Origin of the sequence: Flavobacterium omnivorum (assembly GCF_900099915.1) — a bacterium.
Classification (GTDB): domain Bacteria; phylum Bacteroidota; class Bacteroidia; order Flavobacteriales; family Flavobacteriaceae; genus Flavobacterium; species Flavobacterium omnivorum.
On record NZ_FNDB01000004.1, the window covers coordinates 156,363 to 181,055 of the forward strand.

29 protein-coding genes are annotated in these 24,693 nt (G+C 32.6%); 3 read left to right on the forward strand and 26 right to left on the reverse strand.

The window, feature by feature from the left end; genetic code table 11:
• Positions 1-150 precede the first annotated feature (150 nt).
• The 3 genes from BLS90_RS05965 (at position 151) to BLS90_RS05975 (ending at position 2,969) form a co-directional block, all read left to right on the forward strand.
• Positions 151-1,356 (forward strand): tetratricopeptide repeat protein, encoded by a 1,206-nt coding sequence (locus BLS90_RS05965; protein WP_091256408.1) that lies wholly within the window; start codon positions 151-153, stop codon positions 1,354-1,356.
• Entirely contained in the window at positions 1,349-1,813 is a 465-nt protein-coding gene (locus BLS90_RS05970) for a DMP19 family protein (protein WP_139171391.1), read from the forward strand. The genes BLS90_RS05965 and BLS90_RS05970 overlap by 8 nt, the downstream gene beginning before the upstream one ends.
• A gap of 109 nt (positions 1,814-1,922) precedes the next feature.
• The gene (locus BLS90_RS05975) at positions 1,923-2,969 is read left to right on the forward strand and encodes an o-succinylbenzoate synthase (RefSeq protein WP_091256413.1); all 1,047 of its coding nucleotides are present in this window, start codon (positions 1,923-1,925) and stop codon (positions 2,967-2,969) included.
• Here BLS90_RS05975 and BLS90_RS05980 read toward each other — a convergent pair.
• The 26 genes from BLS90_RS05980 to BLS90_RS06095 all read right to left on the reverse strand — a co-directional run bounded on the left by BLS90_RS05980 (position 2,953) and on the right by BLS90_RS06095 (position 24,248).
• A complete protein-coding gene (locus BLS90_RS05980) occupies positions 2,953-4,059 on the reverse strand; it encodes an AI-2E family transporter (protein ID WP_091256415.1) in 1,107 nt (368 codons plus the stop codon). The two genes, BLS90_RS05975 and BLS90_RS05980, sit on opposite strands and share 17 nt — an antisense overlap.
• A gap of 58 nt (positions 4,060-4,117) precedes the next feature.
• Positions 4,118-4,564, reverse strand: a complete 447-nt coding sequence (locus BLS90_RS05985) for a DUF1572 family protein (RefSeq protein WP_091256418.1) — start codon at positions 4,562-4,564, stop codon at positions 4,118-4,120.
• Positions 4,554-5,033 (reverse strand): nuclear transport factor 2 family protein, encoded by a 480-nt coding sequence (locus BLS90_RS05990; RefSeq protein WP_091256421.1) that lies wholly within the window; start codon positions 5,031-5,033, stop codon positions 4,554-4,556. Before BLS90_RS05990 ends, BLS90_RS05985 begins: the two co-directional genes overlap by 11 nt.
• Before the next feature lie 245 nt (positions 5,034-5,278).
• On the reverse strand, positions 5,279-7,333 hold the full coding sequence (locus tag BLS90_RS05995; protein ID WP_245705050.1) for an OmpA family protein: 2,055 nt from the start codon (positions 7,331-7,333) through the stop codon (positions 5,279-5,281).
• A gap of 68 nt (positions 7,334-7,401) precedes the next feature.
• Positions 7,402-8,850, reverse strand: coding sequence for an Ig-like domain-containing protein (locus tag BLS90_RS06000; protein ID WP_091256423.1), 1,449 nt, complete (start codon positions 8,848-8,850; stop codon positions 7,402-7,404).
• A gap of 586 nt (positions 8,851-9,436) precedes the next feature.
• Positions 9,437-10,249, reverse strand: coding sequence for a diguanylate cyclase (locus BLS90_RS16805; RefSeq protein ID WP_175455437.1), 813 nt, complete (start codon positions 10,247-10,249; stop codon positions 9,437-9,439).
• Positions 10,250-10,389: 140 nt separating this feature from the next.
• Positions 10,390-10,746 carry a hypothetical protein gene (locus BLS90_RS06010; RefSeq protein WP_091256425.1) on the reverse strand — a complete coding sequence of 119 codons (357 nt, stop codon included), beginning with the start codon at positions 10,744-10,746 and terminating at the stop codon, positions 10,390-10,392.
• Position 10,747: 1 nt separating this feature from the next.
• Complete coding sequence (locus BLS90_RS06015; protein WP_091256428.1) at positions 10,748-11,095, reverse strand: hypothetical protein; 348 nt, start codon at positions 11,093-11,095, stop codon at positions 10,748-10,750.
• Between the two features lie 44 nt (positions 11,096-11,139).
• Complete coding sequence (locus tag BLS90_RS06020; RefSeq protein WP_091256430.1) at positions 11,140-11,472, reverse strand: YtxH domain-containing protein; 333 nt, start codon at positions 11,470-11,472, stop codon at positions 11,140-11,142.
• 38 nt (positions 11,473-11,510) lie between these two features.
• Entirely contained in the window at positions 11,511-11,663 is a 153-nt protein-coding gene (locus tag BLS90_RS16635) for a lmo0937 family membrane protein (protein WP_139171392.1), read from the reverse strand.
• Positions 11,664-11,706: 43 nt separating this feature from the next.
• Positions 11,707-11,859, reverse strand: coding sequence for a lmo0937 family membrane protein (locus BLS90_RS16640; protein ID WP_121365230.1), 153 nt, complete (start codon positions 11,857-11,859; stop codon positions 11,707-11,709).
• Between the two features lie 33 nt (positions 11,860-11,892).
• Positions 11,893-12,525: a porin family protein gene (locus BLS90_RS06025; RefSeq protein WP_245705051.1), complete on the reverse strand. Its 633-nt coding sequence runs from the start codon at positions 12,523-12,525 to the stop codon at positions 11,893-11,895.
• A 195-nt stretch (positions 12,526-12,720) separates the two neighbouring features.
• Positions 12,721-13,182, reverse strand: coding sequence for a sll1863 family stress response protein (locus tag BLS90_RS06030; RefSeq protein WP_091256432.1), 462 nt, complete (start codon positions 13,180-13,182; stop codon positions 12,721-12,723).
• A 172-nt stretch (positions 13,183-13,354) separates the two neighbouring features.
• Positions 13,355-13,540: a CsbD family protein gene (locus BLS90_RS06035; protein WP_091256434.1), complete on the reverse strand. Its 186-nt coding sequence runs from the start codon at positions 13,538-13,540 to the stop codon at positions 13,355-13,357.
• Between the two features lie 254 nt (positions 13,541-13,794).
• On the reverse strand, positions 13,795-14,001 hold the full coding sequence (locus BLS90_RS06040; RefSeq protein WP_091256437.1) for a hypothetical protein: 207 nt from the start codon (positions 13,999-14,001) through the stop codon (positions 13,795-13,797).
• A 136-nt stretch (positions 14,002-14,137) separates the two neighbouring features.
• Positions 14,138-15,019 (reverse strand): MlaD family protein, encoded by an 882-nt coding sequence (locus tag BLS90_RS06045; RefSeq protein ID WP_091256801.1) that lies wholly within the window; start codon positions 15,017-15,019, stop codon positions 14,138-14,140.
• 17 nt (positions 15,020-15,036) lie between these two features.
• Entirely contained in the window at positions 15,037-15,813 is a 777-nt protein-coding gene (locus BLS90_RS06050) for an ABC transporter ATP-binding protein (protein ID WP_091256439.1), read from the reverse strand.
• A 1-nt stretch (position 15,814) separates the two neighbouring features.
• Positions 15,815-16,573 (reverse strand): MlaE family ABC transporter permease, encoded by a 759-nt coding sequence (locus BLS90_RS06055; RefSeq protein ID WP_091256803.1) that lies wholly within the window; start codon positions 16,571-16,573, stop codon positions 15,815-15,817.
• A gap of 419 nt (positions 16,574-16,992) precedes the next feature.
• Positions 16,993-17,448 (reverse strand): PA2169 family four-helix-bundle protein, encoded by a 456-nt coding sequence (locus BLS90_RS06060; protein WP_091256441.1) that lies wholly within the window; start codon positions 17,446-17,448, stop codon positions 16,993-16,995.
• Between the two features lie 161 nt (positions 17,449-17,609).
• Positions 17,610-18,050: a hypothetical protein gene (locus BLS90_RS06065; RefSeq protein ID WP_091256443.1), complete on the reverse strand. Its 441-nt coding sequence runs from the start codon at positions 18,048-18,050 to the stop codon at positions 17,610-17,612.
• A 122-nt stretch (positions 18,051-18,172) separates the two neighbouring features.
• Positions 18,173-18,394 carry a hypothetical protein gene (locus BLS90_RS06070; protein ID WP_091256445.1) on the reverse strand — a complete coding sequence of 74 codons (222 nt, stop codon included), beginning with the start codon at positions 18,392-18,394 and terminating at the stop codon, positions 18,173-18,175.
• Positions 18,395-18,799: 405 nt separating this feature from the next.
• Entirely contained in the window at positions 18,800-19,012 is a 213-nt protein-coding gene (locus BLS90_RS17070; protein ID WP_245705052.1) for a hypothetical protein, read from the reverse strand.
• Positions 19,013-19,383: 371 nt separating this feature from the next.
• Entirely contained in the window at positions 19,384-20,769 is a 1,386-nt protein-coding gene (locus BLS90_RS17300; protein ID WP_091256447.1) for an OmpA family protein, read from the reverse strand.
• Between the two features lie 470 nt (positions 20,770-21,239).
• On the reverse strand, positions 21,240-21,713 hold the full coding sequence (locus BLS90_RS06085) for a Dps family protein (RefSeq protein ID WP_175455438.1): 474 nt from the start codon (positions 21,711-21,713) through the stop codon (positions 21,240-21,242).
• A 332-nt stretch (positions 21,714-22,045) separates the two neighbouring features.
• On the reverse strand, positions 22,046-23,107 hold the full coding sequence (locus tag BLS90_RS06090; RefSeq protein ID WP_091256450.1) for a class I fructose-bisphosphate aldolase: 1,062 nt from the start codon (positions 23,105-23,107) through the stop codon (positions 22,046-22,048).
• Positions 23,108-23,159: 52 nt separating this feature from the next.
• Entirely contained in the window at positions 23,160-24,248 is a 1,089-nt protein-coding gene (locus BLS90_RS06095) for an alkene reductase (protein WP_091256452.1), read from the reverse strand.
• Between the last annotated feature and the right edge of the window lie 445 nt (positions 24,249-24,693).

The window sequence follows — 24,693 nt, forward strand, 5'->3', positions numbered from 1 at the left end:
ACAAGCTAGTCCCCGACCTTAGTTGTATTTGGAGCTATTTCCTGCTATTCGCTCGTATCTTTCCTTGTCTCCTCTTGTCTCAAGAGAACAGAGGAGACAAGGAAAGGATACCGCTGCTATCAGGGTTATGAAATTACGTTAATCAAGAATATGAATAGTATAAAAGGAATTTTTCTGCTAGTAACTGTACTCGCTTTTAAGACAAGTTTTTCTCAAAAAGACGGTTATTGGGATAAAACCCGCGCTACAACCGAAGAAATAACAGTTTCTGCCAGAGACAGAATCATTATAAAAACCCAAGATTTCCCTGAGGGAACTACTGAAGTCGTTTACAGAATAACACTTTTGGACAAAAATCAGCAAATGGCGGGCAGTTTAGTTTCCGTTTTAAAAGCCATTCCAGACCCTACAGGAATTAGTCAAGGTTCGGCAGGAGCCGTTTTTATTTTGTCTAAAATATCAGGAGATGACAAATGCAAGTATGCTGTTTTCTCTAGCGCCGACTTAACTACAAAATACAAAGAAAACGGAAAAACAGACGATGCATGTTTGGTTCAAGATACACCCGTTAGTAAAGATGCTAAACTGCTTTCTGCAGATAAATCAGCTTTTATGAAATTGAATACTGGAAATTTATGGTTTGGTTTCGAAAGCAAGAACTGGATCATGAATCAAAAAATCATTCTCGAAGTGGTGCCGTGGGTGGATAACAAACTCAGTCGCGGCTGGACTGTTGAAAACAGAAAAGCAATCATCGATCAATGCAAAACTTCTAATCTGGCTCAAAAAATGACCAATTCAGATGATTTTTGCGTTTGTATCCTCGACAAAATCCAATCCAAGTACAAGTACAAGGAATTTCAGAAATTATTGGCGGTAGAGCGCGCTAAAGCGTTCAAGGATTTTGGAAACAGTTGTTTTGGTGAAAGCAGTCTTTCTAAAAGTGTGTATGACGATTTGCGTAAGCAAGCCACTTTACTGGCAAAACAAGGAAAGCAAGGCGATGCTATTCAGAAACTAACAACTATTATCAATGATGGAAAAGCAACTGCCATGGATTACAACGCTATAGGAAATAGTTATGTGTTAACGAAGCAGTACGGACAAGCGATTAAATTCTTGAAAGAAGGTGAAAAAATTGATAATACAGAGTTATTGATTCAAATGAATTTGGCGCACGCCTATTTATTGAATGATAATTATGCTTCGGCAAAAGCCATTTATAAAGAATATCAATCTCAAAATGTTACAGATAGTTTGAGTTGGACTCAAAAAATAAAACAAGATTTTGCATCTTTCAAAAAAGTGGGAATAGTTTCCAATAACTTTGAAAAAGTTTTGAAGTTGATTGATTAATTCAAATATGGAGCAGAAATTAAAATATTCAATTTTTGATTTGCAAAAAGCATCTGATGAGAATTTAGTCTCTTTGATTTATCAAAAAGCTACTGAGTTAGAATTTGAAACATTTGGAGAAAACTTAACTATTGCTAATATAGCAATGAAGGAATTTTTAGCTATTTGCGTTTTGCAATTTGAAGTTGAAAATGGTGGATTTGATCAGTTTTTTTTAAACTACGATTTAGAATATAGTGAATTTGTTTTGAGTGGATTAAAAAGAATCGGAGCAGATGATTATAAAGAGTTAATTGAAAAAGCAATAATTGTTTTTAAAAATCAGAACTTAGATTTTTTAAACAAACGAAATCCTGATTTTGATAAATTTGATGATTTTTTTTATAATTTAAATGGCATGCAAAAGCTTCAAATTGAATACATAAGGAAGAACTATGAAAAATTTATTATAGAATAAATTGAATAGAAACTAGTTAATTATAAGTTTGAGAATAGTTTAGAACTGTATATAAAAAGGTCTTTAGCCTTTTGAAAACATTTAACGCTCTCTGCGGTTAAAAAAAAATATGAAAGCAACCTACCACAAATACCTTCTGGATTTCAAACGCCCGTCAGGAACTTCCCGTGGCGTTATGACCGAAAAAGAAACTTGGTTTATTGTCTTAGAAAAAGACGGAAAAAATGGAATAGGGGAATGCGGCATCCTTCGCGGATTGAGTATTGATGATCGATCGGATTATGAAGAAAAATTACAATGGACTTGCGATAATATTCATCTAGGAAAAGAACAGCTTTGGGAAGCGTTATTAGCGTTTCCTTCGATACAGTTTGGAGTTGAAATGGCGTTCCAATCTTTGGTGAGTGAGACTCCTTTTTTGCTCTTTCCTTCGGACTTTACAAATGGTACAAAATCGATGGTAATAAACGGTTTAGTTTGGATGGGTGAGGAGTCGTTTATGAAGCAGCAAATTGAGGAAAAATTAGCGCAGGGCTTTACCTGTATAAAACTTAAAATTGGAGCGATAGATTTCGCTAAAGAACTACAATTATTACGGTTTATACGAGAACATTTTACTCCTGAGCAAGTCGAAATTCGGGTAGATGCTAATGGTGCTTTTAGTTCAGACTTAGCTTTACACAAACTAATTCAACTATCTGAATTTAAATTACATAGCATAGAGCAACCGATACAAAAAAATCAGACTGACAGGATGGCAGATTTATGTAATATCACTCCTTTTCCTATTGCTTTAGACGAGGAGTTAATCGGTGTGTTTACTTTAGATGAAAAAGAGCAGTTACTAGAAAAAATCAAGCCGCAGTATATCATTTTGAAGCCAAGTTTTGTAGGTGGTTTTCGAGGCACGCAAGAATGGATTTCATTGGCCGAAAAGCACAAAATAGAGTGGTGGGTTACCTCTGCTTTAGAGAGTAATATTGGACTTAACGCTATTGCACAATGGACCTATTTGCAAGGCAATTTGATGCCACAAGGGTTAGGAACTGGCGGACTTTATACGAATAATTTTGATTGTCCTTTATTAGTTTCTGAAGGACAATTATGGTATATAAAAGAAGTAGAGTGGGGGTTTGATTTTAATCTTTTGAAATAGGCTCTTCAGACAGTTTCCGTACTTCTCCATCTCCCAGTAATACTGATAAGGTCTTTAAGCTAGGTGTGCGGTCTGCAATTAATTTTATGATGCTTGTGAATGGAATAAACAGTATCATTCCTGCAGCACCCCATAAAATACCGCCTACTATTACCACAATTATAATAACAAGTGTGTTTATTTTTAAACGGCTTCCCACTGCAAAAGGAAATATAATGTAGGCTTCCAGTAATTGTACAATGGAAAAAACCACAATTACAGCTAGAGGATACCAAACCGAATTGTAAGTTATCCAAGAAACGGCAATAGGCAACAGGGCCGATATCATGATTCCTACGTATGGTATAAAAGTTAGGATTGAAGCAATAAATCCAAAGAGAAATGGATTTGGTATTCCAATAATCCATAGGCCAATGCTGTTTAACAATCCTACTAGTAAATAGACCAATAGCATTCCTTTGATGAAATTATAATATTCATGGATAGTTTCGATCAAAATTTCATGAACGGTATTTTTTTGCTCCGCAGGAAAAAGTTGGTACAATGCATTTGACAACAAGTGTCTGTGGTACAATAGTAACGCGGAAAAAATAGGAATCATCAATAAAAAAAATACGGATTCAGATAAGGAATAAGCAGTACTTCGTAGGATTGAAAATACCTGTGAACCCGAATTATTGAGCATGTTACCAATGAAGTCGGATTGTTTTTCTAGACTAATATTGAATCGTTCCAAAAGTAACAGACTCAATTCCTTTATTGTTTCTGCTAATTTAACTCTTAAAGATTGCCATTCCTTTAGAAATTCTGTAAACTGCGCAAATAATAAATAAAGCACAGCCCCTACTAAAAGTGTTACTCCTAAAATCGATATAAATATGGCTATTCCTTTATCAAGTCCTTTTCCTTGCATCCATTTACAGATAGGATATAGAATAAAACTCATGAGTAATGAAAAACTTAAAGGAATGAAAAGTGTTTTACCAAAATATAAAACTAAAGAAGCCAGTACTATAATCTGGAGGATTTCTAAAACAGAATAGTTTCTGCTTGTTTGAAATAGTACCGGTGTTTTAGAAGATTGCATCATAACCAAAGTATGTAATAGTTGTTAAATCATATTCTTCGTTCCAGTACTAAAGAATTATTTAAGCTTCTACTAATCGCCTATGGTAATTGATTTGACCCAAATGATAGGCGAGGTGCGTGGTCAAATGAATTAGCATAGATTCAGTAGTTGTTTTTTCTTCGAATACCAGAAGCGGAAATTCCATTTTTAAATCCTGTTGCGATAAACTATCCAACGTATTTTCTATTGCAACACGTGTTTCTTCAATTTTTGTTAATAATATTGATCTTGGAATATCTTTAAGGGAAAATTCAAGCGCTCGATTTCTACTATAGTTTGTTTTCCCTAATGCAGCAGAAATATAAGTATTTAGATTTCCTATTAAATGCAAACAAAGATTACCACCGGAATTAGCGATTCCTTTTTGGGTTTTCGAAATCGTACTTTCATTTTTGTATAATTCAATTTCAATTTTAAGCTTGTTGAAATGGTTGTTGAAAAGAACTTTTAAAATATCAGTTAACATGTTTAGTTTCTTTATACTTTTGTAATGATGCCAATGCTTGTTGTTGTATTTTTTTTTGAAAAAATCCGGTCCAACCCAAAAGCTGTCCTGTAAATCCAAAAGCCTGCTTAGACCAATTCCAGATGTCAAAATCATCCGTGTGTTTTATAATCAAACCGTCTTTAAATTGAAATTGCGACTGAATGCGATTGATTACTTTTCTATTGGTTTTGCTAAAATTGTAAGTGGCAATCCAATGGGCCGTACCGATATATTCGTTGGCTTTTACATCTGAGTATTCAATTTTTATAGTGCCTTTACTTTTCTCCATAAGCATTTTCCACATTTGGAATACGTCATTTCCTTTTAATAAACCAAACGCAGGATCTCGAAACTGAATGTTTGAATCGTAACATTCACACATTGTCACTGCATCAGCATTTGCAAAAGCAGTATAGAACTTGATAATGATTTTCTCGTTTGAAGACATCCTTTTAAATAAAGTGAATAGTAAAAATACTAAATTTTTTTGACCAATTTTAGTGTTTCAAATCTAAATTGACAGAAACCAAGTTCCGTTATTTTTTATATGATGAAATACTGTGGTTGGAATTAGTTCATGATTAAAAGATTGTACTGACTTTATGATTTCAATTGAGACCAAAAAAAAGGATAGACTTTTAAGTTTCTATCCCTTTTTTGCATTTATAAAAGTTTATTCTCCCTATAACAATATTATCTTGTAGCAGGAATAATGTCAATAATTACGGTACGATTATAAAAACGTTCCTCTGGAGTTTTATTTTCAAAAGGAGATTTATTTTCATCTTCTCCAAATCCGTTAACTTCAAATTTAACATCGTTTCTTCCTGATTTTGCCAATGCTTTTTCGATAATCGTTTTCACATCATTTGCACGAGAGGCAGATAAATTTAGGTTATATGCTTCACCACCAATAATATCAGTATGACCATGAATCATAACTTTTGCACCAACAGGAATTTTAGGAGTTACAATATCAGTAAGGTATTTTTCATACATTTTAATAGCTACTGCTTTGTTGAATTCATAAAGAATACTGTATCTCATTCCTTCTTCTGTTTTTGCAGGAGTCCAAAGCACCACATGTATTGGTGTTTCTTTTTCTACAATTTTACCACTTTTGGTTTGACCAATCATTTTTACGTTGTAATCTCCTTCTGGGCGACTACCTAAAATTGATTTTCCAGGAATCTTAACTTCATCCTCCATGTAGGGTCCAAAAGATTGTACTTTTCCTTGTTCGTCTGTCAATTGTAATGACCAAGAAGACAATGCTTCACCAGCTCCTTTATTATTAAAAGATACGTAGCTTTCGATAGGTGCTTCTTGCAAGGCAACAATTTGTACTGGTTTCAATTGTGCATCAGTACCACTTTGAAATTCCATTAATAAATCAGGAGAGTTACTTTCGATAGAAACTCTACGATCTCCTTCACGTAACAATACTAATTCTAGTGTTGCGCCTGGTTGTTCAGATGGAATATTTGGCTTGTCTTGACCTTTAGTTGCAATTCTAGATGCATCAATGGAAAATACATTAACTAAATACGTTTTAACCGATTCAGCCATTGCAAGTCCATCTGAATTTCCTTTTTTAGAAGAACCTACTAAAGAAATAGTAGCTGAAGGATTTTTTTGCATGCGATCCCCTAAGATGTTCAATACATTGTAGTATACAGTCATTTGACGTTTAGAGCGATCTGATAAGGTTTTTGGAGTAAATACTTCCACCTGATCTTCTTTAAAGTCTTTCACCTGATCTTTCGTTAATAAAACATAACGGTTTGGAATTTCATTCGAATCTTCGTTAAAGAAAACGTAGTTTCTAAGTGGGAAAATTTCAGTCATTCTATTTTCTCCAGGAACATTGCTTGGAGAATTTACAGTAAAATCAACCTCACGGTCTTGAACCATATCCGTAGCTTGTTGGATATTTTGTCCTTGTCCAAATTTAAGTGCTACACCAGCTCTTATGGTTGTAATATTCCAAGTTTCGGTTGCACGTGGATTTTGACCAAAATAAGGTTGGAAAGAAACAAACGGAGACAATACAAATTGAGTCTTATTGCTGTCTGAAGATAATGGAATATCATATCCTGCACCAATTTGCATTGATAAGATAGTTTCTTCAATTTCACTAAACTCGCCCGTTACATCAGGAGTTGCTGCTTGATTTGGAAATGCTGGATTAATACCTAATTTGTATGTAAATGATTTATCTAAGTTGAAAGCCAAACGAGGACCTCCATAAAGATAGAAATTAGATTTAAATGGAGCAAAACGCACGCTTGGTTCTACAGTAATGTAACTTAAATCAGTAGATAAGTCAGCAGGACAATCACAAGCAGTTTGTACTTGGTCAAAAGCACCTTTACGGCTATCATAACCTGCTTGTAGCATTACTCCCCATCTAGAGTCAGCAGGGCGATATTCTAAAAGTGGCGCAATAAACAATCCAACACCATCGCCATCATGAAATGTTGCAGGAGGTGTAAAGCTTGCATTTAACTGATTTGTTGATCCTCGGTAAAAGTTGAAATTAGCTCCACCAGCAACACCAAAGAACCAAGAAGGTTTAGCGTACTTTACCTCTTGTGTTTGTTGTGCCAATGCGGGAGTTTGAACACTTATCCAAGTCAATGAAGCTACTATAAGGCTTTTGATGGGTAAGGTATTAGGTGACCAAGCTTGGCGAGATCCCTTTTTTAAATTAGTTGTATTGTTCATGTTTTTTATTTTTTGTTTCATTTTAGAAATAAATCCCGCCCTTAGACGGGATCAAATTATTTTACTGTAAACCCAATGGGGCCAAAAATTTATTCAGGTACGTTAACAATTGTATTAACCATAGTAACAGAAGATATCAAAGAAATCGCTCTACCATTTAATACCGTTTGTACAGTAGTATTGGTGTTGTTTGCTGGCGAGGATAATGTTACTCCAGAATTAGCGATAATAGTTCCCACCATAACGCCACCACCTGCATAGTTGATTACTGCTGTACTACCTACATACCAGTAAACATTTTTAGGATTTCCTACACCATTTAAGAATTTCACACTACTTGGGGCTGAATCTCCGACTGTTAAAGCTGATTCTGTTTGAAATATCCAAACTGCATTAGCATCTCCTTTGGCATCTAAAGTTAAATCACCATTCGTTATTTTAAAAGTACCTGCGGCAGCTTTATATAATCCAGGAGCTAAAGTTAATCCTCCTAGTTCACCTGCTCCAGGATCAACTCCTCCTGGTTTTGAAGCTGGAGAAATACTTAAATAAGCAGCAGTAGCATCAAGCAATCCTTGAGAAGCCTCAGGTCCTGCAGAATATATTCCACCTTTTACGAGTCCTTCGTTCGTTCCAGTAACTGTGTAAGGGATATTCGTTTGACCGTCTCTAAAACCAGTTATTAATGTAGGAGCGGCAGTGGTACCAATTCTTCCGCTAGCAGTGGTATTGATTACTGTATAAATTCCTTGATTCGTGATTCCTGCGTTACCGCCAAAAACTCCAAAAAACAAACCGCTAGCCGCTCCAGGAGCTGGAGTTCTGATTGCTGCATTTACAGTAGTAAAGGTCCAAACATAGTTGTTTGCCAGAGCAATACCTGCCGTGTTTTGTGCACCAGTGGTAATTGTTGCAGTATAAGTAGTTCCAGATTCAAGTGGCAAAGCTGGATTAAAAAAAGCTGTAATGCCGGAATAAGTAACTACTCCTGGAATAACTGTACTACCTTGTTTTAAAGTAAAAGTAGTTCCATTGATAGTCAAAGCATTCATTGCTATGCTAAAATTAGCTGTGATCGTTTTATTTAGATTAACTCCCGTTGCTGCATTAAGTGGATCTGTTAAAATAACGGTTGGGGGAACTCCAGTTTTGAATGTCCATACGTAATCTTCTTGCAAAGCATTGCCCATAACATCTTTAGCAGCAGTAGAAACTTTAACCGTATAAGTTGTATTAGGTGCTAATGGACTTGTAGGAGTGAACGAGGCAGTTTTTCCGCTGTAGGAGATAGTTCCTGCTACTCTTGCAGTTCCTGTAACTGTAAAAGAAGTTTCATTAAGTGTTGCTGGGTTCATTTCTTCATTGAAAGTAACAGTAATAGCTGGACTGAATTGAACGCCTAACGCTCCATTTAAAGGGCTTGTCGATTCTACAACTGGACATACACCAATTGTTTCCTGAAAATCATCGCTTGCGCATCCAGAAATTAATGCAATAAATAGTATTGCAAATGTGAATAGTAAATTTTTTGTTTTCATTTTGAGTAATTTTGGGGATTAAGTATTTAATTCTCCAAAGGTGCGTTTATCAAAGACTAAATCTCTTATACTTTTAAAGTTATAAGTTGTAAGATTCACTTATTTTTTTGTTAAAATAAAAATTAAAATATTAATAATCAGTATTTTGACTTCTTACGCGTGTTAATAGTATGTTATTTTCAATATTTTTAACAGAGAAGTTAGTACAAATAAGGAAATGAAAATAAATTCTGGTACTTATAATTCGTTTGTAAAATAAATCATTTAAAAATCAAAGGCAATACTATTTTGATTTTGCACATTACAAATTGGATGGCGAGTAAAATTAATTTTTATTACAGATGCTCCAATTTTATAAACTTCAAATCTATAGTAATAAAAAGTTTTTAGAAGGTAAAGTGGGATGCTAAAAAGTGTATTGTTTCAACTTTATTTGAAAATAATAAGGGGCGCAATGCTTTCAATTAGAAGTATATTTAAAACAACAATACAGAAACTAATTTTTGATTATAATCAAAGGTAAAATGGAAAGTAGCTCTAAGTACGCTCTTGATTTTAAGTTATTATCAAAAATTTATAATAACTGTTATAAACAATTTTTTTCCTTTTCTTTTAAAGCATGAATAAAAAAGGTAAGTTCTGTAGTATAAGTATCAAGCGTTATGGCTGATTGCTTTATGTATTCTAGATAGTCTTTAATTTCTTCTTTAGAATTGGACGACTGGTCGAGTAGAAAAGATATTCCTAGAATATTAGTCACCGGCTGCCTCAGTTTATGTGAAGTCATGAACATGAGTTTTTCTAAACCAATTATGTATTCTTTTTGATATTCTTCAGCGATATTGAGTTCAGAAATAGCATTCAAAAGTTCTATGGCACGCTTTTCCTTTTCTTGATTTTGGTATTCAAGATTTTTATTAGCAATAATCAGTTCTGCCGCTCGTTTTTCTTTTTCTTGATTTTGAAAAGCTAGTTCTTTATTAGCAATAATTAATTCTGCTGCTCGTTTTTCTTTTTCTTGGTTTTGAAATACAAGATTTTTGTTAGCTAAAATTAGTTCTGCTGCTCGTTTTTCTTTTTCTAAATTTTGAGTTATTAGCTTTTTATTAGCGATAATTAATTCGGTTGCACGCTTTTCCTTTTCTAGATTTTGGAAAGCGAGTTCTTTGTTTGCTATCAGAAGTTCTGAGGCCCGTTTATCTTTTTCTTTGTTTTGATGGGCTATTTCTTTTTCAGCAATAATAAGTTTTGCTGTAAGTTCCTGTTTTTCTTGGTTTTGAAAAGAAATTTTTTCGATAGCGAGAATTAATTTTACAGCTACATTAATTTTTTCGTTATTAGCAATAACAAATAAATCGTTTTTAATTTCTGAGTCTTTATTATTGATTCTTTTGACCATCCGACTTTCAAATTAAAGTTTATAAACGAAGAAACTTTCAAAGGTAGTGTAAAAGTTCTGAATTTGAAATGCGAGTGCGAAAGATTAATTGTAAAAACAAAAATTAAATTTCCTTAATATCTATTGCCTGTAAAAGGATATTAACTGTTTTGTAAATCGTTTTCTTTTACTTTTTCAGAATGTTTGGTAACCACATTGGTAATTACAAATTGTAATAGTGTTCCTAAAATTCTTTTTATTGGATTTTGAGTGGATCCTAATAAAACTTTTTTAGTTAAATAACCTGTAGTTATTCCGATAACATTGCTCAGTATGTTGCCTTTAAATTCAGACGTAGTGGCCATTTGACCAAATGCATTTTTAATCAAATTTACAGGTTTTAAACTTTCATAAGTATGATAATACTGATCTTTTAGCTGTAATAAATCTTCGGCTTGTTTTAGTTTCAGTAATGCAATCGCTTCTTTAAGAGTTGCTGTCTCGTTTGGCTTTTTCATATTAACTTTTTTTAAGCATTTTAACAATAATAAAATTACTGATTGGCATTTTAAGCCATTGATCTTTGAAGAGGTAAAGAACAATTGCAACTATGAGATAAACGCTAGATACTATAAAAAAACCATAATATACTTTTCCAAGTAATTCACCAATCCATAAGGATAAACCAATGTTTGCAAGGAAGGCAAACAGTACAAAAACAATAGAAACGGTTAATCGAGATAATAAAGATGACATTACATCAGCAGTTTTGTCAACTGCATTTAGTTTAGCTAATTCTACTGTTGTTCTGGTATAATCTTCCGCTCTTTCAAAAAGCATTTCTATTGTTGATGCGTTGTTTTCCATAATGAAATTTTTAAGGTGCTAAATAGCGAAATTTTAATATCTGATTAGATATTTGTATTTTTCATATCATTTTTTGCATCTTGAAATCTTGATTTTTCTTCAGCAAGTAATGCTTCACCATCATGTTTAGCATCATACAATTTTGATTTTCCTTCCGATACTAAAGCTTCCCCTTCTTGCCAGATTTTCTCATATTTATTAGTAATTGTTCCTAACAATGTATCTAGTTTGTCTTTTAATTCGTCAGCATAATCATTGCTTTTATCCATGATTTTTCTTCTAGTTTTGTCTCCTTTTTCAGGCGCAAATAATACTCCTAACAATGCTCCTACAGCTACTCCGCCTAAAACTCCTAATATTATTTTATCTGCTTTCATAATTACTTATTTTATTATTATTTTAAATTTTAATTTGATTAAATACTTCTACCTGATATCAGTCTGAAAAGTATTGCGATTACGGCAATAACAAGTAGTACATGAATAATAGATCCTAGGCTGAATGCGAAAAAGCCAATTGCCCAAAAGATTACTAAAATTACTGCTATTGTATAAAGAAGATTTCCCATGTTTTTTTATTTTAATGATTAGATGATAATTTGCAACGTTGCCTTAGATTTTTCTGCCTGATATTAGTCTAAATAATATTGCTATTACTGCAATAACAAGAAGAATATGAATAATAGATCCAGCACTGTAAGCAAAGAATCCAATTGCCCAGAATATTACTAAAATTACTGCGATGGTGTAAAGAAGGTTACTCATGATTTCTAGTTTTTAGTGATTAGTATTTAATTATTAGTTTAGTCTCAATCCTACATAAACGTTTAATACGCTGTTTTTTGCATCAGATGAAATAAAATTACTAGAGGAATCATCTTTTCCTATTTTTGTTAGTCCATAATTGTAACGAACTCCAAAGTTTACTGCATCCAAATCAATTCCAACACCTCCAGAAATACCAGCATCAAACTTGTTAAAATCATCCGTGTCTAATTCTCTTTGAGAAGAAGAAAAATTAGAATCATTTGTTGTTTTTCCGCTAACCATATAAGCAGCATAAGGGCCAACATGTACATTAAAATTTTCAGTGATATTAGCCACTAATAATACAGGGACTTCAATATAGTTGACATTAAATTTTGCAGTTCCTTGAACAATAGCATTGTTATACACTAATTCAGCACCTTTTGTAGTGTAACTAATCTCTGGCTGAATAGCGATGCTGTTTGTAATAGGGAACTTAGCATACAGACCTGCATTGAAACCAGTAAGTACATTATTATCGTCAACAGTATCTGTATAAAGGTTGGAAAAGTTAAGTCCACCTTTGAAACCATAAGAGGCTATTTTTTCTTGAGCTTGCATCCCTGTGAAAGACATTAGACCTAAAACTGTTGAAGCGAAAATTAAATTTTTTGAATTTTTCATTGTATATTTTTTTATTGTTTTTGTATACTACAAATATCCACATCTTGTGTAAGTAAGTTGTTACATTACTTTTAAATAAATTTACATTATTCACACTTTATGGGATATAAATTCTAGTTTAAATTTTTTAAAATCGCTATTAATCAAGTAATTGTATAAAAAAGGCAAGTTACTACACTTGCCTTTTTTGATTTTCTATTTATTGTCAACAGTCAAGTTTTTGAATGCTTGACCTAGTTCATCCATATCGCGGTTGTACTCTTCTTTAAATGATTTCCAGTCACTACTAGTATCGTTTTTGTACATTTCGACTTTGGTTTTAATCTCTCTGTTTTTTTCTTCTAAATCTTCAATTTTTTTTGCATAAGCTTCATCCATCGATTTACCTCTTTTTTTCAAATCTGCTTTCATTTCAGCAATACGAATTTCATTTTGTGCAATGGTAGCGTTTGTGCTTTCTTTAAAGGCATTCCATTCTTGTTCCGTTGCTGTTTTTCTTGCGTCTGACAATTCTTCTTTGGCATCGTCAAGATCTTCTCTTGCATTTTCTACATTGTCTTGTGCAGCAGCTTCTTTTTTTGTGGAGTCCTGACATCCAACTAATACAGTTGTGGCAATAAATGTTGTAAGGGCTAGATTTAAAAATGTTTTTTTCATGATCTTAGATTTTAGATTATTTTTGAATTATATGTATTTTTTTTGTTATAAAATATAAAGCGCTTAAAATAAGTGGTTTATGATAATTAAAGATACTAAAAATTATTTTTGTTTAACAAAATTTTTATTTTGGATTGAAGGAAGCAATACTAATCAGCAAGATTGATTTTGCTTAAAGACTTTCGAATATATTAAGTAATTCTTCTCTAGTTTTTCCCAATTTAGATTTGTATTTGTTTAACATTTCCTCTTTTTTCTCCTCCGAAAAAAGAGATTTATCATTGGTTAAAGCGGCAAATTTCTCTTTCAGTCTCTCTTTTTGTTCTTCCCAATTTCCCTCTTGCTCTATTGAATCCATCTTTCCTGTGTTACATGTAAAATAATTTTTACGATACAAAGTTGGTATTTTTAATTTCTGATTCAGTTACATAACTTTAGGGATTAGTTGTTTTATTCACAGATTATAAAAAAAATGACTATCCACAGCTAACACAAGAACGGTGCTAGTATCGGATAGTCAAGTAATTTTCATCTTGAAAAACAGTAAAACAATCTAAATAAGGTGCCGCTCTCTTCCTTCTCATTTGAGTATATTTAGATATAAAAGAAAGGTTATTGCTGGCCTTCTTTATATTTTTTAAGAATGTTTTGTAAGGAGTCATAATAATCTTGAAGTACTTTACAATTTATTTGTGGATTATTTATGTCGGGTATGGTCACCGGCAACTCTGACAAATATTTATTTAATTCGGGGTTTTCATTTTGTATTTTTAAGGTAATTTCAAGAATTGCTTGGTTAAGCTCTTTTTCTGTTTTCATAATATATTATTTTGATATGTCTGAGTACTGTTAGAATAAGCAATATAAATATTTAGAAGGTATAATCAGGTACCCGTTTTTGGAATTTTCCCTATCGTAAACCTTTTAAATTCTTAAAAATATAGAATAGGATTTATTATAGAGTATCATTTTCAACTCCTATTTTTAATTCTTTTTTCATTTCAGCTTCTTCCAGGTCTGAAATCTCATCTTGCTTTTTTTCTTCTTCTTTTTTCTTTTTATTGAAGTAGCCTCTTAATAGAAAATTGTGTTTTGCGGCTTCGATAACTTCATTTAATCCTTTGGTAGCAGTTTTAACATTAGTGAGGGAGGAATCAATAACTTTTCCCATTTTTTCGTCACTAACCAGTTTGGATAATGCGCCTTTTCCGTTATTCATGTTCACCGTAAATCGCTTAAATTCGCAAGAGCTGTTCTCCAGATTAGAGACCATATTTTTTATGCTGTTTCCAAATTGCTCATCAGAAACCAATCTAGATAAGGCACCATTTCCATTGTTCATACTCGAACTGAATTGAGCCAGTTCAGCAGTGATTACACCAGCATTATCAACACTTTTTTTAACGCTAACCATTAAGTCATCCATTTCTATCGCTTGCTTAGAAGCTATTTTATCATTATTCTCAACAATAATATTCGATTTTTTGCCAGAGGAAATGATCAATACCTTATCTCCCATCAAACCATCAGAGCTGATACTAGCAACAGCATCTTTTTTGATGTATTTACGGACCTCCTCTTTTATGATTAATTTAATGACCACCGAAGTATCGGTTAGAAATTCAATTTCTTCTACTGTTCCAATATTAATTCCAGACAGACGGACATTATTTCCAACCTCTAGTCCATTGACAGAATTAAATTTTGAATACAATTCAAAGGTAGACCCAAAGAGATTTTTTTGTTTTCCAACAAAATAAATGGTCCCTACAAATAGGACTAAGCCTATAACTACAAACATTCCCAATTTCCATTGGTATCCAGATTCTTTAATCATTTTTACATTTTTATTGGTTATATGAAAAAAGAACGAACCCATTCATCGTCACTTTTTTCTAATTCATCATAAGTTCCTTCGGCATGGATGACACCGTCTTTTAAAATCATCAATCGGTCGCTGGTGTGTTTTGCACAGGCCATATCATGGGTTATTATGATAGATGAAGTTTTATATTTTTTCTGAATTTCGAGCACCAATTCACTAATTTCTCTTGAAGTGATTGTGTCGAGTCCCGTTGTAGGCTCGTCGTACAATATAATTTCAGGTTTTAAAATAAGTGTTCTTGCCAGACCAATTCTTTTGCGCATCCCTCCAGACAATTCTGAGGGCATTTTATCAATGGCCTCACTCAGTCCAACACTTTCTAGAATTTCCTTAATTTGATTTTCAACTTCCTCTGCAGATAAATCTTTAGCATGTCGCTTTAAAGTAAATCCAAGATTCTCGCGAACACTCATAGAATCATATAAGGCAGCATTTTGAAATAAAAATCCAATTCGAACCCTTATTTTGTTTAGCTCTGAATTATCCATCTTTGTAATGTCAGATCCAAACACTTTTATTTCTCCTCTGTCAATATCCATCAATCCAACGATACATTTTATGGTAATTGATTTTCCAGAGCCAGATTTTCCTAAAACAACAAGGTTTTCTCCTTTATTAACGGTAAGATTAACTCCTTTTAAAACCTCATTTGTACCAAAAGATTTATACAGTTCTTTTATTTCTATTACTGGATCGTTCCCTGTAACAGGAGTGTTAAGTTCCAGATTTGTTTTTTCTTGTATCATTTTAGAAAAATAGATCGGTTATTTGAACGGCCAACATGTCTATAATGAAGATGGTCAATGAGGCAGTCACCACAGCTGAGTTAGCAGCTTTACCAACGCTCTCTGTTCCATTAGCCGCATTAAAACCTTTAAAGCATCCGATCATTCCTATGAAAAAACCAAAGAAAAAAGTTTTCATCGTTGCCGGAAAAATATCTAAAAAGGTAATTGATTCTAATACTTGAGCTAAATACCGATGAAAATTCACGTCACTATGAATATTGATTCCAATATATCCGCCTATAACACCGATACCATCTGCATAAATTACTAGTAAGGGAATCATTAATGTTGTAGCCAAAATTCTGGTAACCACTAAATACTTATAAGGGTTAATAGCGGAAACCTCCATGGCGTCAATTTGTTCTGTTACTTTCATGGATCCTAATTCAGCACCAATACCCGAAGAAACTTTACCGGCACAAATCAAAGCGGTTATTACGGGCGCTATTTCTCTAATTAGCGAGAGTGCCACCATACTTGGTAACCAAGATTCAGCGCCAAACTTCGCGAGAGTAGGTCTTGATTGTAGTGTAAGCACTAATCCCATTATAAAACCGGTGATGGTCACTAATGGCAATGATTTATAGCCTATTACATAACACTGTTTGATGAATTCTTTCATCTCATAAGGAGGTTTAATTACTTCTTTAAAAAAACGCAAAGCAAATAATGTAACATTACCTACATCATTAAATGTTTCTTTTAAATAGCTAATCATACTTTCCTTTTTTGCCGTTAGTGTATTACTCATGTATCGTTTCTGTTATTTTTTAGATTTTTTAAAACATTAAAGTTTTGTGCAGATTTTTTGGTAGGGTAGTGGAGGAAAAATAACATAATTCTATAGTGCTTATTTATTTCTGCTTGTATCGCAACTTATTTTGAGAATATTGAGGACTAATATACTTTGTCCAGATAGAATCAATAATTTTAAGTTCTTCCATAAAATTAGCGATGGGATTTTATAAAAAAAACAGATTTCTTTTAAAAAATTTCATAATGAGTATTGCTCTCTAACGGCCTTAAAATTAGTTGCTATTTTAGTATTCACTGCAACAGAGAATAGGAAAAACTACTACTAGTTTTAATTAATATCGCTTAAAAAGAGATTGACTAATCAAAAACGATTATTCAATTTTAGGATAACATTAAATCTCCTAATTTTTTGACTTTATCATGGTGCTTTGTCAGCATAATTTGTTGTGATTTAAGCCTAATGTGCAGTTCAGCAGTAAGATAATCTAGATTGTTTGACAACGTGTCTTTATAGCTTTTTATCGCGACAAATTCATTGTATTCTAAAGTGTTCAAAATATCTTCTCTATCTTTTCCACCGACAGTTAATTTAAAATTAATCCAAAATCTTGAAAATAGACTATTCCTTTTTACAACATGTACTGGAACGCCTCCCATTTTTTGAACTTCTTCTACAAGTTCTAATTTGAAAATGGTACTAGTTTCTTCGAATTCAGCGAACAAATCTTTTAAATCATGCTCTTCTGTTACTTTTTTAGCTGTTTTATAAATCTCAATTCTTTCCGTATTGATTTCGATAAGATTATTTAAAACTACAATTGATTTTTCTTTATTCATGACCTTAACTATTATAAATTAAACGAAAATAGATAGTATTTTTACTTAGAGCTACTGGTAATAAAAAGGAGTACTGGTCTTTTTGTTTTTTTGCTACGACAATTCGAAATCTTTGATTTAAAAAGAGTACTAACCCTTATGTTATAAAATTCTAGATAAAACTAAAATCTGTTTGTGGACAGGATAAGTTGCATTCCAGGAGTTTGTGCATCTGGTTGATCCTCAGCTGTAATAAATATTTTTGATGGTTCAAATGAAGTAACAGTTTCAAAACTAGCTTTAAGTTTTGAGGATATAAAACCACTATCACTTTTTATTTGTCCAATGTTTTTAACAAGCGCTTCTTCTGTTTCCATCCAAACTACATAGACATTTTTTGCAGGCTGTAATCTGTTTACTTCTGCTAAATTTGTTATTTTTATTTTGATAGAATAATTTTTATTACCATCTTTTTTGACACTTACATTCCCTTCTGCTGCAGGAACTATAGAGGAGTTTTGAAAGGCTACATTTTTTCCACAAGAAGAAAATGAAACAATCAAGAGTAAAGCTGCTGCCGCTAATAACAATTTTTTAATGTTGGATTTTAATTGAATTGGCATAATTAATTAATTTAAGTTATTTTATCTTACAAAAATAATTGAACAAAAAGCAAAATAGGTTATATAAATATTTTTAAATGTTGTATTATTCACATATAACTGAACAATATCTTCTTTAAATTTTATGCTTTTTTGGTAGTGCCAGTCCCTAACAATACAACTCCTCCTACGGCAAGTACAATGCCAATTATTGGTGACCAGGCCATGGGATGATTTACTTCTTTGTTGATTTCTATTGGGCCTATATCTACTACTTTTTCAGTGGTTGTAAAATTAAAGCTGTTGTACAACACCATTATTATTCCTAAGATGATCAGGATGATACCGATACTTTTTGATTTCATATTATGTACAATTTATTTTGTTTTTATTTTTATTTTAAGTGATTGGTATAAGCAATAAGAATAAAACAATGGTACATTTTTTTTACCATATAAGTCATTTAATTTTCATTTGTTAGGCTTATATAACTTAAACAACAATAAGGTCATTTAAGGTTTAATGCTTATATGACTCCTATGTTAAATATTATTTCACTCATTTTATAGTACGACATTAAATAGTTCTAACTTCTTATTAAACGCCAGAAAAATATTGTTTGACAAAATTGTGCTGCTGATTTACAGTCATCTTATCCGTGTGTTTAATTTCAAATTTAATTTTTAGAAAGCGCTCATCTTCACTCAAGAGATCAAAGAGTTCAATTTTTGCGTCGGTTGGTCCAAAGAGGATGACTCTTTTGTAATCTTTTATTGTTTCTCCAATTTTCTTATAATAGTCGTACAGTTTTTTTTTTCTTTGTCCTGCATTAAATTGGCGGGCTTGAGCAAATGGCTGTTGTTATCTTTTAATTCAAATTCTGATTCAATAGTTTCAATCTCAAAATGTTTGGAGGTAAATTCCATTAGATGAGCAAAGGAATGATCCATCCAAATACCCAATTTTTTTTTCGTTGTTATCATAATTTGTTTCTTGGATTATTCAATGCTACGTGGTTTAACATTAAATGATAATTAATATATTTATAATTATCTAAAGTTCAGTTATTTGATCTCTTTTTTTATTATATAAATTTATTAAAAAGTTATATAATTCACACGTTTTTCGTAGATAAAAGTCTTTGAAATTTAAAATTAATTAGAAACAGGTGACAAATAGGGCACTCCTAAATACAGTTTATAATAAAAAGCTACTCTTTAATTAGGGAAATAGAACGCAAGAGGCTCTTTTATTTTTGCATTATATTTCTAAGTATCTAATAATTAAACAAAAAAAGAGGGCTGTTGTTTCCAACAGCCCTCAACTAACCAAACCAAAACCCAGCCTTATCTTCTTATTTTTCGTAAGTCATTTTCAACTCTACTCTTCTGTTTTTTGCACGTCCAATAGCCGTTGCATTTGTTGCAATAGGTTTGCTTTCTCCGTATCCAACTGCTGTTAATCTTGATCCAGTAATTCCTTTCTCCATCAAATATTTTTTAACAGATTCAGTACGTCTTTGAGATAATTCTAAATTAAAAGCATCACTACCATTACTATCTGCGTGTCCTTCGATAACTAAGTTTGACGCATCGTATTTATTAATTAGACCTACTAATTCATCTAATTGTACTAATGAACCAACTTTTAATTTGTCGCTATTGTTTTCAAAGAATATTTTACTTCCTAAGTACGTAATTCTTTCAACATCTTGTTTTGTAATTTCTGGACACCCTTTGTTTTCCATAGTACCTTTAACAGTAGGACAACGGTCATCCATATCAGCTACACCATCTCCATCAGTATCAGGACAACCATTTAAACTTGCAGGTCCTGCAGCATCAGGACAACGATCTATGTCATTTGGTATTCCATCTTTGTCATTATCCATCGGACAACCTGTTGCGTCAACTTTTGTTCCAGGTTTAGTATCAGGACATTTATCATTAATGTCAGCTACTCCATCATTATCTGAATCAGGACAACCATTCAATAGTGCAGTTCCTGCAACATCAGGACAAGTGTCTAAATAATCAGCAACACCATCTTTATCTCTGTCTAATGGACAACCATTTTCATCAACGACTACACCTGCTGGAGTATCAGGGCACGTATCCTTACGATCAGCAACACCATCATTATCAGCATCTTTTTTCTCTCCTAAATTGAAAGTCAAACCAGCCATGTGAGAAAGGTAAGCATCTTTTTTACCATTATCATTAACACCGTCTCTTCTGTCTTTGTTAGAAAAACTGAACGTTTCTTGTAAATTAAGTGTAATTACATCGCTCAATCTAAAATTTAATCCACCACCGGCAGTAGGCAATGCGTAATCAATTCTATCTTGATCAAAGTTTACGTCATTGTCAAATAAAATAGCACCAACTCCTGCAAAAGCATAAGGTCTAACTACAGATTCTGGACCCGTCATATTAAATCTTAAATTTAATGCTACAGAGTTGAAGTCACTTTTGAAACTTCTTACTGTTCCATCGTTGTATCCAATTGTTCCTTTTGAAGCTAAAAAGTTCAAATCAAAATAACGACCTAAGTATCGAGAAACTGAAATACCTCCAAAACCGTAAAATGCTTTATCAGTTTTATAAAAATTATTTCCTAAATCACCTTGATACTGTGTCACACCACTATGAAGACCAATGTTCCATTTCTTGTCCTCAGTTTGCGCTTTTGCGATAAATGTAAATGCTAAGCAAGTACATACTAATAGGATTTTTTTCATTTTATTTATGTTAAATTATTCCCTACAAAGGTCATCAAGATTAGGATGTTATATGTTATAGAACTATTGTAATATTTTGTATATTTCCCACATTTATGCAGGTATACTTAGGGTTTCAAGACTATTAGGATACTTGCTTTTTGACCTTAATTAAAAAACAAAATAAAACCATTTAAAAAAATGATTTTCATTGAACCGCTCTGGGAGACCGTTTTGAAAAAAGTTTTTAAATGGTTCTGCTTATTCAAATAAACGAAGTAGTTATTTTATGAAATACTAAAATAATAATACGTGCTTAGTATTTTTACTACTTATAAAATGCTACTGTTTAGGGTCCGTTTCTTTAGTTTTTTTAATTTCTTCAACATCTCTTTTAGGGGTAATCGCTCCTACTCTGCAATTACTTCTTGAAACTAAATAAACCTCTGATTCTCTACTTTCCATTTTATTCGTACTTAATCGTTACTAAATTATTCTAAATACCTACGTAATGTCCATGCCATGGTTTCATGATCTTGCATCAAACCTGTAAGGAAATCAGCTGTTCCTGCATCTTTATTATCATCTGCACTTGCATCCACATCTTTTCGCAATTGAACAATCAGTGTTTCATGATCTTCTAATAATTCTTTAAGCATTTCCTTTTGCGCAGGATATTGATTTGGAGATTCCTTGATTATCGTTAATTCGGAAAACTCTTTCATTGTTCCAATAGTCTTTCCACCTAATTTGCTTATTCGCTCCGCAGTTTCGTCGATTGATACTTCGAGTTGTGTATATTGACCTTCAAATAACTTATGGAGTTCCATGAAACTTTGACCGGATACGTTCCAATGAAATTTTCTTACTTTAATGTATAAAGTCATTTCATTTGCTAAAATGGAGGATAGGATTGAAATGCTGTTTTTTAAATGTGCTTCTGTAATTCCAATTTGAATTTTCATGTTTTCTAAATTTTATTTGATTATTCTTATGTTGTAAAATAATTTGTTTTAAACTTCCAAGTAAAACTAAAAACATGTTTATGTTTTATCCAAGAAGTGCTTGTTACAAAGATCTCTTTATTGCTTTAAAAAAGTATTATAAGATTATAAGAATTAGTTACATTTTTCACACTTTTAATTTATTAATTATTTGTTAAACAGTAATTTAAATAGAAACAAACTACTTCGAATTGCAATTTTAGTAGATTTAGAAGTATACATTTACATGTAGATTTTTGCTTATCTAGAAATAATTTCAGTGGTGATTATATACGTTTTAACCTAAAAATGACTTACGCAATTGAGACTTCTTTGGCTAAGTAAATTTCTTGAACGGCATGTATGAGCTCAACACCTTCATGGAACGGTCTTTGAAAAGCTTTTCTTCCCATAATCATTCCGGCTCCACCGCCTCTTTTATTTATTAATGCTGTTTTTATAGCTTCCGCCAAATCAGATTCACCTTTAGATTCGCCTCCTGAATTAATCAACCCAATTCGGCCGGAAAAACAATTGATTACTTGATAACGGCATAAATCTATTGGATTTGAACTGCTTAACTTCGTGTACATTTCCGGATTTGTTTTGGCAAAATGTATAGAACTAAAACCTCCATTATTAGTTGGTAATTTTTGCTTGATGATGTCTGCCTGAATTGAAACCCCTAAATAATTGGCTTGACCGGTGATGTCTGCCGCAGTGTTATAATCGATTCCTTCTTTTATAAATGCATCATTTCTTGAATAACACCAAAGAATAGTTGCCATTCCTAAAGTATGCGCTTCTTCAAAAGCCTTTGCAACTTCAATTATTTGCCTATCAGATTCGGCTGAGCCAAAGTAAATTGTTGCGCCTACAGCTACAGCTCCCATATTCCAGGCATCTCGAACACTCCCAAACATGATTTGGTTAAATTTATTAGGATAAGTCAATAGTTCATTATGATTTATTTTTACCACAAACGGAATTTTATGGGCATATTTTCTAGAAAGCATTGCAAGACCGCCCATTGTTGAAGCAACTGCATTGCATCCCGCTTCAATCGCTAACTTTATTATTTTTTCTGGATCAAAATAGATAGGATTTGGAGCAAATGAACTTCCTGCTGTATGTTCTACTCCCTGATCTACCGGCAAAATTGAAAGATAACCCGTATTCGAAAGTCGGCCGTGATGGTATAGTTGTTTCAAACTCCGAATGGTTTGTGCATTTCGATTGCTATCTAAAAAAACGGAATCTAAGTGAGATGATTTCGGCAAATGAAGTTGCTCTTTTGCAATTGTCTTACAAACGTGAGTTAGCAACACGTCTTTTTCGTCTCCTAATAAAGCTAGCAATTGAGATATATCTTTCATTTATACTTTGATTTTAAATGAGTTGTTAAAAAGCGAAAAAAATAGAGTGGAATTAGATTTTATAAACTGGATAATCAGTATATCCTTTTTCATCAGCAGTATAAAACAAATCCATATCAAGATCTTGAAATAAAGGCCAATTGTTCTGAAATCTTTCTACTAAATCTGGATTATTGATAAAAGGTCTTCCAAAAGCAACTAGATCCGTAAGTCCAGATTCCAGAGCTGATTCTGCACTTTCTTTAGTATAACCACCACAGGTAATTAAAGTATTCTTGAAGTTATGACGAATTAATTTTTTGATTTCCAAAGGAACTTCAGGAGCACCCATAGCGGAATGATCTACAAGATGGATGTGTGCAATATCAAGTTTGTTAAGCTCTTTGGATAAATAATCGTAGGTAGCCTCAATTTCAGGATAATGTGGCATATCACTAGCTACACCATAAGGAGAAAGTCGAATTCCGGTTTTTTCTTTTCCGATGGCTTTCGCTACGGCGGCAACTACTTCTATCACAAACTTACAACGGTTTTCTATGTTTCCTCCATACTCATCTGTTCGAATATTGCTTACAGGTGAAAGAAATTCTTCTAATAAATATCCATTGGCAGCATGTAATTCGACACCATCAAATCCTGCAAAAAGAGCATTCTCCGAAGCAGAAATATATTCAGTTTTAGCATGTAAAATATCTTGAAGAGTCATTTCATTTGGAACTACAAAATCTTGTAAACCATTTGCATCTGTCCACATTTGGCCAGCTGCCTTGACTTGCGAAGGTGCAAATATTTGCGTGCCTTTGGGCATATTCAGTGGATGACTGATTCTTCCGGAATGCATGAGTTGAACAATTATTTTCCCTCCATTTTTATGGACAATACTTGTGGTTTTTTTCCACCCTTCAACTTGTTCAGCATTAAAAACACCTGGAATTCTTGCGTATCCTAATCCATTTGGAGATGGAGAGGTTCCTTCGGTTATAATTAGTCCTGCAGCAGAACGTTGCTGATAATATTTAGCCATTAGTTCATTGGGAATATTTTCTATCGCTCTGCATCTTGTCATGGGCGCCATTACTATGCTGTTTTTAAGGTCGATGGAACCCCATTTTTTTGGTGTAAATAATTTAAATTTATCCATGATTTTTGTTTATAAATTATTGATATAAAGGTACTTATATTTCGTAAATTATAAATTATAAATACCGGTTAAAATAACATTGTGGTCTTGTAACATGTTCTTTAGCTTTAAAAATATTGTAGATAAAAAGCTTTTTTAAAAATCTAAACTAATAATTAGACGTCATTTCGTTAGAAAATGATTTTACTTTTACAAACGAAGAAGCGTTATCTAATTATACTTTTTGTTTAAAGGTAATTTTAAGTGAAATTATTGATTACACTAAAGATTAAAATTTAGTTAGGCAACATTTTTATATCATTCTAATTAACGGGTATCAAGCTCGTGTACCACTTCGTTGGTCATAGGCGGAAGATTGGAAAACCCCTATGTTCTTGATGCCGTTGCGCCAATCTGGCAAATTAGAAACAATGCTGCCTAACAAAATAAATTTCTATTTTAGTCT